Here is a 14,260-nt window from a genome sequence, read left to right as displayed (position 1 = left end):
TAGTGGACTGCTCCCCTCGGGGGGGGCCGGGTCGGCGGCTTCCGCCCGGGGGTTGCTCTTCGATGTATTCCGATATATCGTTGAGCTGTCGCGAACGATCAACGATGGAAGGAGCGACATCATGCGTTCCCAAGGACATGCACATGGACACGGAAAGCGCGGACCCGGACATCACGGGTGGGGCGAGTACGAGGGGTCGCGGGCGGCGTTCGGGCCGTTCGGGCCGCCCTTCGGCGGCGGGCCGTTCGGGCCCGGCGGGCGGGGGCGCGGCGGACCGCGCGGACGCGCCCGGCGCGGTGACGTGCGGGCGTCGATCCTGGCGCTGCTCACCGACCGCCCGATGCACGGCTACGAGATGATCCAGGAGATCGCCGACCGCAGCGGCGGCGCGTGGCGGCCGAGCCCCGGCTCGGTGTACCCGACGCTGCAACTGCTGGAGGACGAGGGCCTGATCGGCAGTGAGACCGAGGGCGGCAAGAAGCTGTTCACGCTCACCGACGCCGGCCGGACCGAGGCCGAGGCCGGCCCCGACGCGCCCTGGGAGGACGCCGGTCGCGGCGTCGACTGGGACGCGCTCCATGAGGTCAGGAAGGCCGGCGGCGGGCTGATCGAGGCGTTCCGCCAGGTCTGGGCGACAGGCACACCGGAACAGCGCGACAGGGCGCTGACCGTGGTGAACGACGCGCGCAAGAAGCTGTACCTCATCCTCGCGGACGAGGACATCGGGAAGTAGGACCCGTGGCGGCGCCGGACGGACCGGCGCCGCGTCCGACGTATCCGAGCGGTCCGCCGCCGGGCATCGCGCCCGGCGGCGGACCGCTCGCGCGTGGCGGGCCCTACCCGCCGCTGGAGCCGCGCACCAGCAGCCGGGTCGGCACGATGTAGGAGTGCACGAGGTCCGCCGGGCGCCCGGCCTCGGTGTCCAGCAGCCCGCGCAGCGCCGCGACCGCGGCCTCGCCCAGCGCGCGCTGGTCCTGCGCGACCGTGGTGAGCGCCGGGCGGACCAGCGCCGCCGCGTCGATGTCGTCGAAGCCGACGACCGCCAGGTCCCGCGGCACCGACAGCCCCGCGTCCGCCGCCGCGTGCATCGCCCCGATCGCCATCTGGTCGCCCGCCGCGAAGATCGCGGTCGGCGGCTCGGGCAGGTCCAGCAGCCCCCGCGCCGCCGCCTCGCCGCTGGCCAGGAAGAAGTCCCCCTCGACCACGTAGGAGTCCGGCACCGGCAGCCGCAGCCGCTCGCACGCCCGCCGGTATCCGGTCAGGCGCTCGGCCGCGGGCGGCAGGTGCAGCGGGCCGGTGACCGTGGCGATCCGGCGGTGCCCCAGCTCGTACAGGTGCTGGACGGCCGCCGCCGCGCCCGCCGCGTTGTCGGAGCTGACCCGCACCGTACGCGGGCCGGTGAACGCGGTGTCGATGCCCGCGCAGGGCACCGTGGAGGCGGCGAGCGCGCGCAGGCAGCGGTCGTCCGGCGGCGTGGTCAGCACGATCACGCCCTCCAGGTTGTGCCGCCGCACCGCTTGGAGATAGGCCCCGTCGGGCTCGTCGGCACCCGCGGTGGTGAGCAGCATCAGGTGGTAGTCGGCCTCGGACAGCGCGGTGCGCACCGCGCTGAGCAGCCCGAGCAGGAACGGGTTGTGCAGGCCCTGCGCCTCCTGCCCGCTGTCCCAGATCAGCCCGATCGTGTCCGAGCGCCGCCGGACCAGGGTGCGGGCCGGCTCGTTGGGCGCGTACCCCAACTCCGTGGCCAGTTGGCGTATCCGCGCGCGGGTGGCCTCGCTCACCTCCGCGCGGTCGTTGAGCGCCCGCGAGACGGTGGCGGTCGACACCCCGCTGCGGCGGGCGAGTTCACGGATGTTCACGAGGTACCCGTTCTGCGCGAGTTCGGACAGGAAAGCGCTCCCGTAAGGGTGCGGCACGACAACGGCCTGCGTACAGTCCCGGCCGCCGGCGAATACCTGCGGGGGCGTCCGCGGGGCCGGAAGCGTTTACGGCTCCGGCGGCCTGCTCGGGCCCGCCGGGCGGGGCAACCCGCGCTTCCCCCGGGCGCGGTGTGTGATGGACGGTGCCCGCTGCGACAAGGTGGCGGGACGGCGCAAGCGGGACGGCGCAAGCGGGCCGACCCAAGCAACACGGCGCAAGCGGCACGGCAGAAGGGGCACGGCATGGACGAGCAGGCGGACGGCGGCAACAGCCCGGGCGAGGGCCCCGGTTCGGACCCGGCGCGGCGCGCGGACGAGGAACTCCTCGCCCGTACCCGCGCCGTGCCCGTACTCGCCGGAGCGCTGCCGCACCTCGATCCGGAGCGGGTACCGGACGCCCCCGGGCCGCTCTTCGCCCGCTGGCTGGCCGAGGCGATCGACGCCGGAGTGCCCGAGCCGCAGGTCATGACGCTCAGCACGGCCGCCCCCGACGGCGCCCCCAGCGCCCGCGTCCTGATCCTGCGCGGCATCGACACCGCCGGCTGCGCCTACGACTTCGCGTCCGACTCCCGCAGCCGCAAGAGCCGCGATCTGGCCGCCAACCCCCGGGCGGCCCTGACCTGGTACTGGCCCGCGCAGGGCCGGCAGATCCGGATGGCCGGACCGGTCGAGGTGCTCGGCCGCGACGCCGCCGCGCGCGACTTCCGCGGCCGCGGCGAGTCCGCCCGCGCCGCCGCCTTCGCCGGCCCGGTGAGCGCGCCGCTGGAGTCCGCCGGACAGTACGACGCGGCGCTGCGCGCGGCCCGCGACCTCGTCGCCGCCGAGCCGGAGCGGGTGCCGGCCACGCACACCCTGTACCGGCTGCACGCGGCCGAGGCCGAGTTCTGGCAGGCCGACCCGGCGCGCTTCCACGTACGGGTCCGGTACGGGCGGGCGGCCGCGGGGGAGGGGTGGTCGCGGACGCTGCTGTGGCCGTGACCAGGGTCTTCCGGATGATCGGCTTCCGGATCGCCGCAGGTGGGCGGGCGGCACCCGGCGTGACGCTGCTGTCGTGGACTGCCATCATGTCCTGATGCGGTCAACTCAGGTGCGGAGCAACGGTGTCGGGCTCGCCCTGCTGTCGGCCGCGGCCTTCGGCGGTTCCGGGGTGGCGGCGAAGCCGCTCATCGAGGCGGGCTTCGAGCCGCTGCACGTGGTGTGGATGCGGGTGGCGGGGGCGGCGCTGGTGCTGCTGCCCGTCGCGCTGCGGCACCGGCGGCTGCCGTTCCGGCAGCCCGGGCTGGTGATCGGCTTCGGGCTGCTCGGCATCGCGGGCGTCCAGGCGCTGTACTACCTGGCGATCTCCCGAATACCCGTCGGCATCGCGATCCTCGTGGAGTACCTCGGCCCGGCGCTGCTGCTCGGCTGGGTGCGGTTCGTGCAGCGGCGCCGGGTCAGCCGCTCCGCGGTGGCCGGTGTGGTGCTCGCCGTCGGCGGCATGTGCTTCGTGGTCCGGATCTGGTCCGGGCTCGCCTTCGCTCCGGTCGGCCTGGCCTGCGCGTTCGGCGCGGCCTGCTGCCAGGTCGCGTACTTCCTGCTGGCCGGCCACCGGGGGCGCGACGGCGTGGCCGCGGACATCGGCCGCGAGCGGGCGGACGGCCTGCTGGACGGCGGCGGTGACGAGGAGGGCGGGCCGGACCCGGTCGCGGTCATCGCCCACGCGCTGCTGGTCGCCACCGCGGCGCTCACCCTCGTTGCGCGCCCGTGGGACATCGCCTGGACCTCCCTCGCGCACCAGGTGCCGCTGGGCGACGCGGACGTCCCCGGCATCCTGCTGGTCGGCTGGATCGTGCTGGTCTGCACGGTCGTCGCCTACCTGACCGGTGTGATGGCCGTACGGCAGCTGAGCCCGCCGGTCGCCGCGGTCGTCGCCTGCATCGAGGCCGTGGTCGGCGCGGTGCTCGCCTGGTTCCTGCTCGGCGAGCACCTCGGGCTTCCGCCGGTGCTGGGCGGTGCGCTGGTGCTGGCCGGGGCGTTCGTGGCGCAGACGGCCCTGCCCGGCGCGGTGCCGGAGCCCGGCCCGGCCGCACCGCCGGCGCTTCCCGAGCAGCCCGCCGAACCGGACCTCGCGCCGCCGCGGTAGCGCGGGGGCCTGCGGGCGCGGGCCGGCGGATCTGTGGGTCGGCGGTCTGCGGGTCGGCGGTCTGCGGGTCGGCCGGTCTGCGCGTTGCCGCCTCCGCCGGCTTGTGTGATCGCGTCCGTCCGTCGGCCGCACGGGCGTTAGGGTGGTCGCATGCGCTCTTTCGCTGTGCTTCCCCCGCCCGCCGCCTGACGCGGGCGGCGTGAACCGGGCCGCAGGCCGGTCCGGGTCCAGGTAACGGCCCGCCGTGGCGCCGTTCGGCGCCCCACGGCGATGTGTGCTGCCCGCAGACGGTGATGTTCGCTCCTCAACTCACCTTTCCGGCGGGAGACTTCCTTTGTCACGTCCACAGGTTTCGGCTGCCCGGGTCACGTCCGGGCGAGGGCTGCTGTATGTGGTGTTCGCGGCGACCGCGTGGGGCACGGCGGGCGCCGTCGCCGCACTCCTCTACCGCGGGAGCGGCCTCGGCCCGCTCGCGCTGACCTTCTGGCGGGCGGCGGGCGGCTTCGCCCTGCTGCTCGCCGCGCGTGCGCTGCGCCCGGCGCGGGGCGCGGCCCCGGATGCGCTGCCCGCGCCGCGGGCGGCCGCGCCCGGGGCCGTCGCGCCGGCGCCGGTCGCCGTACCGGCCGGCGGCACCGCGGGGGCGGCGCCCGACCCGTACGAGGGCGTCTATGAGGGCGCGTACGACGCCGACGCGGGCGGGCTGCGGCCGTCGACCGTACGACCGGTTCCGGCCGTGCCGCTGCGGGCGCGGCTGGTGCGGATCGCGGTCACCGGCGCCGGGCTCACCCTCTTCCAGGTCGCGTACTTCTGCGCGGTGCGGTCGACCGGGCTCGCGGTGGCCACGGTGGTCACGCTCGGCTCGGGGCCGGTGCTGATCGCGCTCGTCGCCCGGGCGGTGATGGGCGAGCGGCTCGGCCGGGGCGGCGCGATCGCGGTGGGCGGCGCACTGGTGGGCCTGGCGGTGCTGGTGCTCGGCGGCGGTCACGCCCAGGTGCGCCCGGCCGGGGTGCTGCTGGCGGTGCTGTCGGCGGCCGGGTACGCCGGGATGACGCTGCTGACCCGCTGGCACGGCAGCCGCGGCGACGCCGGCGACCCGCTGACCACCTCGCTGTGGTCGTTCGGGATCTGCGCGGTCGTCCTGCTGCCCGCCGCGTGGGCGGAGGGCCTGCTGCCGCACGCCGAACACCTCGGCCGCACCCTGGCGCTGCTGTGCTTCCTCGCCTCGGTGCCGACCGCGCTCGCCTACGCGCTGTACTTCGCGGGCGCGGCGGTGCTGCGCGCGGCCACGGTGTCGGTGGTGGCGCTGATCGAACCGGTGTCGGCGGCCGTGCTGGCGGTCACCCTGCTCGGTGAGCGGCTCACCGCGGCCACCCTGGCCGGGACGCTGGTGCTGCTGGTGGCGGTCGGGGCGCTGGCCTGGGAGGAGGCCAGGCAGCAGCCGGACGGCGCCGAGGCGACCGCTTCGTCAGCCGGCTGACCGGCGGCGCAGCTGGTGGGCTCGCGCGGCCGCGTCGCCGGGTGCGGCGCGGTCCGCGAGCAGGCCGGTGACGCGGCGCTGCACCTCCTCGGGCTTGTTGCCGCCGTACTTGAACTTGGCCCGGACCCGGGTGACTTCGATCCGCACCCCGCGGATGCCGGCGAGCATGCGGCCGAAGGGCTCCTGGCCCGGGGCGACCGGGGCGGTGCCGGCATCGGGCTGGAAGTGGGCGAGTTGGCGCTCCAGCAGGTCGGCCTTGGCCCGCGGGTCGTCCAGGACGTGGGCGGTGCCGGTGAGTTGCACCGCGGCGTAGAAGCTGGTGGGGGTGCCGTGCTCGGGCGGGGCGCCGGGCGCGGCGTGCCAGGGGCCGGGGATGAAGGTGTGGTCGTCCACGACGCTGAGGGTGACCTGCGGCGCGGCCGCCAGCGCCGGCCACATCGGGTTCGGCCGGGCCAGGTGCAGCAGGACCTCGCCGTGCGGGCCGGGCGCCGGGTCGTAGAGGAAGTGGGTGGGTTGGACGAACGGGGGCTCGCCGTCGAGGCCGTTCACCGCGAGCTGGCCGAAGTCGTGGGCGGCCAGCCACTGCTGCCACTCGGTGTCGTCGGCGGCCGCGTCCCAGGGGTGGATCAGCATGCCGCGCCCTCCGTCCGGGCGGTGCCGCGCGGGCCGGCGGGCGCGAGGTAGCGGGGCAGCGGCGCGGCCGGGGCCTGGTGGGCGGCTGGGACGGGGGCGGCGTAGGCGGGCGCGACCGGGACCACCCCGGCCCAGTGCGGCAGGTCGAGGTCCTCGGGCTCGTCGTTGGGCCCGCCGGTGCGGATCTTCGCCGATACCTCGTGCAGGTCGAGCCGGATCACGGCGGTGGCGGCCAGCTCCTTGGAGTTGGCCGGGCGGGAGTCGGCGGCCCGGCCCGGTACGGCCTGGTCCACGATGGCGTCCAGCGCGAGGGCCCGCTCCTGCGGGTCGGTGACCTGGTGGGCGGTGCCGTGCACCACCACGGAGCGGTAGTTGATCGAGTGGTGGAACGCCGACTTCGCCAGCACCAGCCCGTCGACGTGCGTCACCGTCAGGCACACCGCCAGGCCCTCGGCGCCGCGCGCGCCCCGCAGCGGCCGCGAACCGGTCGACCCGTGCACGTACAGCCGCTCGCCGTGTCGCGCGTAGAGGGTGGGCAGCACCACCGGGGCGCCGTCGCGGACGAAGCCGAGGTGGCAGAGGTAGCCCGCGTCGAGGATGGCGTGCACGACGTCGCGGTCGTAGGAGGCCCGGTCGGCGGAGCGGGTGGGGACGGTGCGGTCGGTGGCGGGGTAGGGGCCCGGGGCGGACGCGGTGGAGGCGGCGGAGCCGGCAGGGGGTGCGGGTTCGGCGGGGGAGGGCGCGTCGGGGGCGGTCGGCACGGTGGACATGGCGCGATCCTTTGAACTAGTGCATACTGTCGTTTGTGCTAGGAGAATACTCAATCACCGGGCGCGGCGCATCGGCAATTGCGGCCGACATCGAACGCGCGGTCGGCGCGGGCGCGTTGGGGCCCGGTGCCCTGCTGCCGCCGCTGCGTGAACTCGCCCGCGAACTGGCGGTGAACCCCAACACGGTGGCCGCCGCCTACCGGCTGCTGCGCGACCGCGGTGTGATCGAGACCGCCGGGCGCCGCGGCAGCCGGGTGCGGGAGCGCCCGGCCGTCGCGCCGCGCGCGGCCATCCGGATCGAGGTCCCCGCCGGCACCCGCGACCTGTCGACCGGCAACCCCGACCTCGCGCTGCTCCCGCCGCTCGCCGACGCCCTGGCCGCGGCCGCCGCCCACCACGCCATCGCCCCCGGCCTGTACGGGAGCACCGCTGTCGACCCCGACCTCGCCGACCTCGCCCGCGCCGCCCTGGACGCCGACGGGGTGCCCGCCGGGCCGATCGGCCTCGCCTCCGGCTCGCTCGACGCGATCGAACGCGTCCTCACCGCCCACCTGCGGCCCGGCGACGCGGTCGCCGTGGAGGACCCGGGCTGGGGCAGCGTGCTCGACCTGGTACCCGCGATGGGGCTGCGCGCGGTGCCCGTCGCCGTCGACGACGAAGGGCCGCGCACCGCCGGCGTCGAGCGCGCGCTGTCCGCCGGGGTACGGGCCCTGCTGGTCACCGACCGCGGCCAGAACCCCACCGGCGCGGCCCTGTCCGCGCCCCGCGCGGCCGAACTGCGCGCCCTGCTGGCCGCCCACCCGCATGTCCTGGTCGTCGACGACGACCACCTGCACGGCATGGTGGACCTGCCCCTGCACTGCCTGTCCGGCGCCACCGACCACTGGGCGCTGATCCGCTCCACCGCCAAGGCGTACGGCCCCGACCTGCGGCTGGCGGTCTTCACCGGCGACGAGGTCACCGTCGCCCGGGTGCGGGGCCGGCACCGGCTCGGCGCCGGCTGGGTCAGCCACCTGCTGCAACGCGCGGTGGTGCACCTGTGGGAGCAGCACGCCGTGGACCCGGTGCGTACCGCCCGCTCCTACGCCGTACGCCGCGACGCGCTGATCGGGGCGCTCGACGCGCGCGGGATCGCCGCCCACGGGCGGTGCGGCCTCAACGTCTGGGCGCCGGTGGCCGACGAGACCGGCGCCGTCGCCGGGCTGCTCCAGCGCGGCTGGGCCGTCGCACCCGGCGCCCGCTTCCGGCTCGACTCCTCACCGGGCATCCGGATCACCGTCTCCCCGCTGGGCCCGGCCGACATCGAGCCGCTCGCCGACGCCGTGGCCGAGGTGCTGCACTCCCCGGGGGCGAGCCGCTTCGGCTGAGCCCGGCCGGCTCGGGGGCGCGCCGACTCCCGTGCATGCGGCGGCTTCCCTGCACGCCGACCTTCCTGCACGCGGCGGGCGCCGGGCCGCCGCGGTCAGTGCGCGGCGGCCGGGGCCAGCAGGTCCGTCGGGTCGGTGTTCGCCCCGCACAGCACCACCGCGACCTTCTCCCCGGGCGCGGCCCGGTACCCGTGGGAGGGGTTGCCCGGCGGCAGCAGCGCGGCCAGCGCGGTGGCGGCGGCGTGCTCGACCACGATCCGGCGCTCCTCCCACAGCAGTCGGCGGGCCGCGACGATCTGCTCCTCACCGACCAGCACCGACCGCGCGTCCTGCTGCCGCACCGCGGCCAGCGCCCCCTGCCAGGCGCGGCGCGCGCCGAGCGCGTCGGCGGCCACGGACGCCACCTCCACGTCGACCAACTCGCCCGCCGCCAGCGCCGCGTTGAGCGCCCGGCAGTGCTCCGGCTCGACCGCGACCGCCCGCACCCCGTGCTGCCGCGCGGACGCCGCGACCCCGGCGAACAGCCCGCCGCCGCCCACCGAGACCACCACCGTGTCCAGGTCCGGCACCAGCGCGTGGATCTCCTCCATCAAGGTGCCCGCCCCGGCGCTGACGTACGGGTCGGCGTACGCGTGCGCGGCGAGCGCCCCGGACTCCGCGGCGAAGTGCTCGCACGCTTCCAGCGCCTCCGCGTACTGCGTGCCGGCCAGCCGGACCTGCGCGCCGTAGCCGCGCAGCCTGGCCACCTTCAGCGCCGGGGCGTTCTCCGGCAGGAACACCGTGGCGGTCAGGCCCTGCTGGCGGGCCGCCCAGGCGCACGCCAGCCCCGCGTTGCCGCCGCTGGCGATACAGACGCCGGCCTCGGGAAGGGTGCCCGCCTCGCGGTGGGCGGCGAGGAAGTTCTGCGCGCCGCGCGCTTTGAAGGAGCCGGTGTGCTGCATGTACTCCAGCGCGAGCCACACCTGCGGCTCCTGCGGGTCCCGCGCGCCGCCCGCGGGCGGGACGACCGTCACCGGCCGGACCCGGCCGGCCACCCGGTCCGCGGCGGCCTTGACGTCTCCGTAACTGATCTCGTGCACCTGGGCTCCGTAGCGATAGGGGTTCGTGAGGGCGGGCGGCGGCCGGTCGCGGGTGGAGGCGCGCCGCACCGACACGCTACGCCCGGCCGTCCCTGGGCCGCCGCTGGGTCAGCGCCGCACCCACCAGGATCACCACGGCCCCCACCGGTTCGTTCCAGCTCAGCGACTCGCCGAGGAGCAGCACGCCGGCGGCGGTGGCGACGATCGGTATGAGGTAGGTGACCATCGACCCGATCGTGGGGCCCTTCTCCGCCACCAGTCCGTACTGGACCAGGAAGGCCGCTCCGGTGCCCAGCGCGCCCAGCGCCAGCACCGCGAGCACCGGCCTCACCGGGAACGACGACGGCATCGAGGTGAACAGCGGGGTGATGACGAGGAGTTGCAGCGCGGCAAGCGCCAACTGGCTCGCCGACATCGCCAGGTGGGAGCTGCCGGTGGTGCTCAGCGTGCGCCGCACATACGCCCAGCCCACCGCATAGCAAAGCGCCGCGGTCAGCGCCATCAGCGTGCCCTTCGGGTCCTGGCCGGAGAAGCCCTGCCAGGCGCCGAGCACCGTCAGCACGCCCGCGAAGCCCAGGCCCACCCCGGCGAAGCGCTGCCGCGACGGCCGGTCCTCCGACAGCGCCACCAGCGAGACCAGCATCGAGAACAGCGGGGTGGCCGCGTTGCATATCCCCGCCAGCATCGACGGGATGCTCTGCTCGGCGGTGGCGAAGAGCGTGAACGGCAGGGAGTTGAGCAGGATGGCGGCGACGAACAGATGCAGCCAGGTGCGGGCCCCGCGCGGCAGCCGCTCCCGCTTCACCGCGACCGCGACGGCCAGCACCGCGGCGCCGAACACCAGGCGGCCCAGGGTGACCTGGAGCGGCGCGAACGCTTCGTTCCCCACCTTCATAAAGAGGAAGCTGAAGCCCCAGACCAGGCCCAGCGCGGTGAAGCGCACCCGCCAGTCCAGCAGCCGCCCCAGCCGCGGCAGGCGCGCGGCGGGGACCGGCTCGGGGAGGGCCGCGGCAGGCACCGGGACGAGTGGTGCGGCGGACGGCGCGGCGGGAGACCCGGCGGACGGCGCGGCGGACAGGTCGGCGGCCGCGCCGGGACGGGCGGAAGTCGTCATGGCTCCACGATGACCGCTACGACGTCGTAGAACAAGCGAGTTTTTCTGCACGAACACCGTAGAATCACTTACATGTTGTCCCTCGAACGGCTCCGTATCCTGCACGCCATCGACACCTACGGCTCGGTGAGCGCCGCCGCCGACGCGCTGAACGTGACCACGTCCGCGGTCTCGCAGCAGATGTCCAAGCTGGAGCGGGAGACCGGGCAGGCGCTGCTCGGGAAGAACGGGCGCGGGGTGCGGCTCACCGACGCCGGGCGGCTGCTGTCCGGGCACGCCGAACGGATACTGTCGCTGGTCGAACTCGCCCACGCCGACCTGGAGGCGCACCGCGGCGCCGCGGTCGGCGAGCTGCGCGCCGCCGCCTTCCCGACCGCGGTGCGCGGGCTGTTCCCCGCCGCGCTCGCCCACCTGCGCGCCGCCCACCCCCAACTGCGCACCGTCGTCCACGAGATGGAGCCGCACGACGCACTGGCGCGGCTCGGCCGCGGCGACATCGACCTCGCCGTGGTGCTCGACTGGTACAACAAACCGCTGTCCCTGCCCGGCGGCCTCGCCAAGGCGCCGCTCTTCGACGACATCGTGGACGTCGCGCTGCCGCTGGGGCACCCGCTGGGGGACCGCGCCGAGATCGCGTTGGACGAACTGGCCGGCGACGAGTGGATCGCCTGGCCGGACGGCGGCTTCTGCCACGAGTGGCTGCTGTTCACGCTGCGCGGCAAGGGCATCGAGCCGCGCGTCGCCCACCACGCCGAGGAGCACGCCACCGTGCTCGCGCTGGTCGCCGCCGGACTCGGGGTCGCCGTCATGCCGCGGCTGGGCCGCGACCCGGTGCCGCCGGGGGTGCACATCATCCCCGTCCGCCACACCATGCGGCGCCATGTGTACGCGGTCTGGCGCGAGGACGCCGACCGCCGCCCGGCGATCCGCGTCGCCGTGGACGCGCTGCGGGCGTCCGCGGGCGGTCACCGGCCGCCCGCGGCCTGAGCCGCGGGCGGCCGCCGGCCGGCCATCCGCAGGACCGGCCGGTGGGCCGGTCCGGGTTCGGGGCCCGCCCCGCGAACCCGGACCGGCGTTCGGGAGTCAGGCGAGCGTGATCTCGCCGCCCGACACGGTGACGTTCTTCGCGGGCAGCGCCGAGGTGGCCGGGCCGCTGGCCACGGAGCCGTCGGCCACCTTGAAGGTGCTGTTGTGGCACGGGCAGACGATCACCCCGTCGGCGACCTTCGCGACCGTGCAGCCCTGGTGCGTGCACACCGCCGAGAAGCCCTTGAACTGGCCGCTGCTCGGCTGGGTCACCACGACCTTCTGGTCGGCGAAGACCTTGCCGCCGCCGACCGGGATGTCCGAGGTCTTGCCCAGCGACGTGCCGCCCGCACCGCTCCCGGCCGACGGGGTGCCGGAGCCCGCGGCCCCGGTCGAGCCCTGCGCGGCCGAGGAACCGCCGGCGTCGTCGGAGGAGTGGGAGGAGCCGGAACCGCAGGCGGTCAGGACGGCGGCGAGGCCCACGCCACCGGCCGCCGCGACAACGCCGCGGCGGGTCGGTGACTCGGGGATTCCGGAGCTTTCTGCCATGGGGTTGCATCCTGTTCATGGGTCGGACCGGACGGCGGGGCCCTCGCCGCCCGGCAGCGTGCTGTCACGCGTACCCGTTCATACGGCCGCCCGCGGCGCGGTGTTCAACGCGTCCCGAAGAAATTTCACCTGGTGTCGCAGCAGCCCCTCCACCACCACCGGATCGCTCGGCCCGTGCGTGGCGTGCGACAGCGGAAGCACCTGGTGGTAGCGGCCCGCGGCGAGCAGCGCCTCCGACAGGCGCAGCGTGTGCGCGGCCACCACGTTGTCGTCGGCGAGGCCGTGCACCAGCAGCAGCGGCCGCTCCAGCGCCGCCGCCGACGTGATCGGCGAGCACCGGTCGTACGCCTCCGGGTCATCGTCGGGGTGGCCGAGGAACCGCTCGCGCCAGTGCGTGTCGTACAGCCGCTGGTCGCTGGGGGCGGCGCCGCTGATCGCCGCGTGGAAGACATCCGGGCGGCGCAGCACCGCCATCGCCGCCAGCGAGCCGCCGAAGCTCCAGCCGCGGATCGCCACCCGGCCCAGGTCCAGGTCGGGGCAGTGCGCGGCCGCCGCGTGCAGCGCGGTCACCTGGTCGGCGAGCGGCACCTCCAGCGTGTCCTTGTACACGCTCTTGTCCCACCGCGGACCTCGCCCCGGGGTGCCGCGGCCGTCCGCGACCACCACCGCGAAGCCCTCCTCGGCGAACCACTGCGCCTCGGCCAGCGGCCAGGTCGCCGCCCGCACCACCAGCCGCAGCGCGGGGCCGCCGTACGGCGCGAGCAGCACCGGCAGCGGGCCCGAGCCGGGCCGGTGCCAGGACGGCAGCAGCAGCGCGGTGCGGACGGCGTGCTCGCCCGCCCGCAGCCAGGTCACCCGCGGCGTCACCACCGGCCGGGCCGCCAGGCACGGCACCCGCAGCTCACCCCCGGACCCCGCCGCCCCGGCGGGCGGCAGCACCCGGATGTCGCGGCCGCCCTCGGTCAGCGACGACAGCAGCAGCGCGCCGCCGGCCCGCTGCCCGGTGTGCAGGCCCGGCCCCTCGCTCAGCCGGACCGCGCCCTCCTCGGGCCCGTACGACCACAGGTGCTCCTCGGTCGGCTCGTCGCACGCCGTGAACAGCACCGACTCGCCGTCCACGGACAGCACTTCGCACACCTGGAGGCCCTCGGGCGTGACGGGCGCGCCGCCGACCGCAAGGAAGCGGGTGCCGCCCGCGTCCTCGGTGTGCACCAGGGCGCCGGACGCGGTCCGCGCGGGAGTGCCGGGCACCAACTCCACCCACTTCGGGTCGCGCTGCTCGTGCAGCAGCCGTGTCGCCCCCGTCGCCGGGTCGGCGGTCAGCACCCGTACGGTGCCCTGGTCGCGGCTCTGGACGCTCAGCAGCGGGCCGTGCGCGTCCCAGGAGACGGCCGTCAGGTACTCGAAGCCGGCCCGGTCCCAGACGACCTCGGTACGGCGGCCCGACCCGTCCGCGTCCAGGAGGTGCAGCGACACCTCGGCGTTCGCGGTGCCCGCCGCCGGATAGGCCGTCTCGCGCGGCGGGTGCGCCGGGTCCGCCGGGTCGGCGATCCACCAGCGCGCCACCGGCGCGGTGTCCACCCGGGCGGCCAGCAGCCGTTCGCCGTCCGGCGCCCACCAGTAGCCGCGGTGGCGGTGCATCGACTCGGCCGCCACGTGCTCGGCCAGGCCGTACGCCACCTCGCCGCTCTCCGGTGCGGCGAGCACCCGGTCCGCGCCGGTCGCCAGGTCCCGCACGTGCAGCGCGCCGCCGGTCACATAGGCGACGCGGCGGCCGGTCGGGTCGGGCCGCGGGTCGATCACGGGCCCGGCGGTGGGGTGCCGGCGCGGCGGCCTGAGGCCCGCGGGGTCGGCGGTCCACAGCGCGCCGTCCAGGGCGAACGCCACCAGGCGCACCGCCCGGTCGGCCGCGTAGCCGACGATGCCGGTGGTGCGCTGCCGGGCCCGCTCGCGCCGGACCAGCTCCTCCGGCGGCACCTCGCCGCCCGGGTCCGCGAGCGCGGCCGGGTCGGCGAGCAGGCGCTCGCCGTCGGCGTCCAGCCGCCACAGGCAGCCGGCGCGGTCCTCGGGGCCGCGGGTGCGCACATAAAGAACCGACGAACCGTCGGGGGAGAGGGTGAGGGCCTGCGGGACGCCCAGCGAGAAGCGCTGGGTGCGGGCGAACTGGCGGGGGAAGTCGCGGTGATCGGTGATCGTGTCCATAA

13 protein-coding genes are annotated in these 14,260 nt (G+C 76.1%); 6 read left to right on the top strand and 7 right to left on the bottom strand.

Annotation, left to right across the window (positions count from 1 at the left end; all coding sequences use genetic code 11):
• The first annotated feature begins 121 nt into the window (after positions 1 to 121).
• Positions 122 to 733, top strand: coding sequence for a PadR family transcriptional regulator (locus WA788_RS28325; RefSeq protein ID WP_335982019.1), 612 nt, complete (start codon positions 122 to 124; stop codon positions 731 to 733).
• 103 nt (positions 734 to 836) lie between these two features.
• On the opposite strand, the gene WA788_RS28320 is transcribed toward WA788_RS28325, so the two are convergent.
• Positions 837 to 1,916, bottom strand: a complete 1,080-nt coding sequence (locus tag WA788_RS28320; protein ID WP_335982017.1) for a LacI family DNA-binding transcriptional regulator — start codon at positions 1,914 to 1,916, stop codon at positions 837 to 839.
• A 246-nt stretch (positions 1,917 to 2,162) separates the two neighbouring features.
• Here WA788_RS28320 and WA788_RS28315 point away from each other — a divergent pair, with 246 nt between their 5' ends.
• The 3 genes from WA788_RS28315 (at position 2,163) to WA788_RS28305 (ending at position 5,518) form a co-directional block, all read left to right on the top strand.
• Entirely contained in the window at positions 2,163 to 2,897 is a 735-nt protein-coding gene (locus WA788_RS28315) for a pyridoxine/pyridoxamine 5'-phosphate oxidase (protein WP_335982015.1), read from the top strand.
• A gap of 94 nt (positions 2,898 to 2,991) precedes the next feature.
• Positions 2,992 to 4,041, top strand: a complete 1,050-nt coding sequence (locus WA788_RS28310) for an EamA family transporter (RefSeq protein ID WP_335982013.1) — start codon at positions 2,992 to 2,994, stop codon at positions 4,039 to 4,041.
• A gap of 391 nt (positions 4,042 to 4,432) precedes the next feature.
• Entirely contained in the window at positions 4,433 to 5,518 is a 1,086-nt protein-coding gene (locus WA788_RS28305; protein WP_335982011.1) for a DMT family transporter, read from the top strand.
• On the opposite strand, the gene WA788_RS28300 is transcribed toward WA788_RS28305, so the two are convergent.
• Both WA788_RS28300 and WA788_RS28295 read right to left on the bottom strand, forming a co-directional pair.
• Positions 5,507 to 6,151 carry an FMN-binding negative transcriptional regulator gene (locus WA788_RS28300; protein ID WP_335982009.1) on the bottom strand — a complete coding sequence of 215 codons (645 nt, stop codon included), beginning with the start codon at positions 6,149 to 6,151 and terminating at the stop codon, positions 5,507 to 5,509. The genes WA788_RS28305 and WA788_RS28300 overlap by 12 nt on opposite strands.
• Positions 6,145 to 6,921, bottom strand: a complete 777-nt coding sequence (locus WA788_RS28295) for a pyridoxamine 5'-phosphate oxidase family protein (protein WP_335982007.1) — start codon at positions 6,919 to 6,921, stop codon at positions 6,145 to 6,147. Before WA788_RS28295 ends, WA788_RS28300 begins: the two co-directional genes overlap by 7 nt.
• A gap of 35 nt (positions 6,922 to 6,956) precedes the next feature.
• Between WA788_RS28295 and WA788_RS28290 the strand changes: the two genes are divergently transcribed.
• Entirely contained in the window at positions 6,957 to 8,288 is a 1,332-nt protein-coding gene (locus WA788_RS28290) for an aminotransferase class I/II-fold pyridoxal phosphate-dependent enzyme (protein ID WP_335982004.1), read from the top strand.
• A gap of 95 nt (positions 8,289 to 8,383) precedes the next feature.
• Here the strand turns inward: WA788_RS28290 and WA788_RS28285 are convergent, their stop codons facing one another.
• Together WA788_RS28285 and WA788_RS28280 are read right to left on the bottom strand one after the other, a co-directional pair.
• Positions 8,384 to 9,367 (bottom strand): serine/threonine dehydratase, encoded by a 984-nt coding sequence (locus WA788_RS28285; protein WP_335982002.1) that lies wholly within the window; start codon positions 9,365 to 9,367, stop codon positions 8,384 to 8,386.
• Positions 9,368 to 9,443: 76 nt separating this feature from the next.
• Positions 9,444 to 10,481: a DMT family transporter gene (locus WA788_RS28280; protein WP_335982000.1), complete on the bottom strand. Its 1,038-nt coding sequence runs from the start codon at positions 10,479 to 10,481 to the stop codon at positions 9,444 to 9,446.
• 72 nt (positions 10,482 to 10,553) lie between these two features.
• On the opposite strand from WA788_RS28280, the gene WA788_RS28275 reads away from it, so the two are divergent.
• On the top strand, positions 10,554 to 11,468 hold the full coding sequence (locus WA788_RS28275; RefSeq protein ID WP_335981998.1) for a LysR family transcriptional regulator: 915 nt from the start codon (positions 10,554 to 10,556) through the stop codon (positions 11,466 to 11,468).
• 96 nt (positions 11,469 to 11,564) lie between these two features.
• Here WA788_RS28275 and WA788_RS28270 read toward each other — a convergent pair whose 3' ends face one another.
• Together WA788_RS28270 and WA788_RS28265 are read right to left on the bottom strand one after the other, a co-directional pair.
• Complete coding sequence (locus WA788_RS28270) at positions 11,565 to 12,056, bottom strand: Rieske (2Fe-2S) protein (RefSeq protein ID WP_335981996.1); 492 nt, start codon at positions 12,054 to 12,056, stop codon at positions 11,565 to 11,567.
• 78 nt (positions 12,057 to 12,134) lie between these two features.
• Complete coding sequence (locus tag WA788_RS28265) at positions 12,135 to 14,258, bottom strand: S9 family peptidase (protein WP_335981994.1); 2,124 nt, start codon at positions 14,256 to 14,258, stop codon at positions 12,135 to 12,137.
• Positions 14,259 to 14,260: the final 2 nt, after the last annotated feature.

The organism is Streptomyces sp. CA2R106 (genome assembly GCF_037034245.1).
Taxonomy (GTDB): Bacteria; Actinomycetota; Actinomycetes; order Streptomycetales; family Streptomycetaceae; genus Actinacidiphila.
This window is presented reverse-complemented; position numbering and strand designations above follow the sequence as displayed.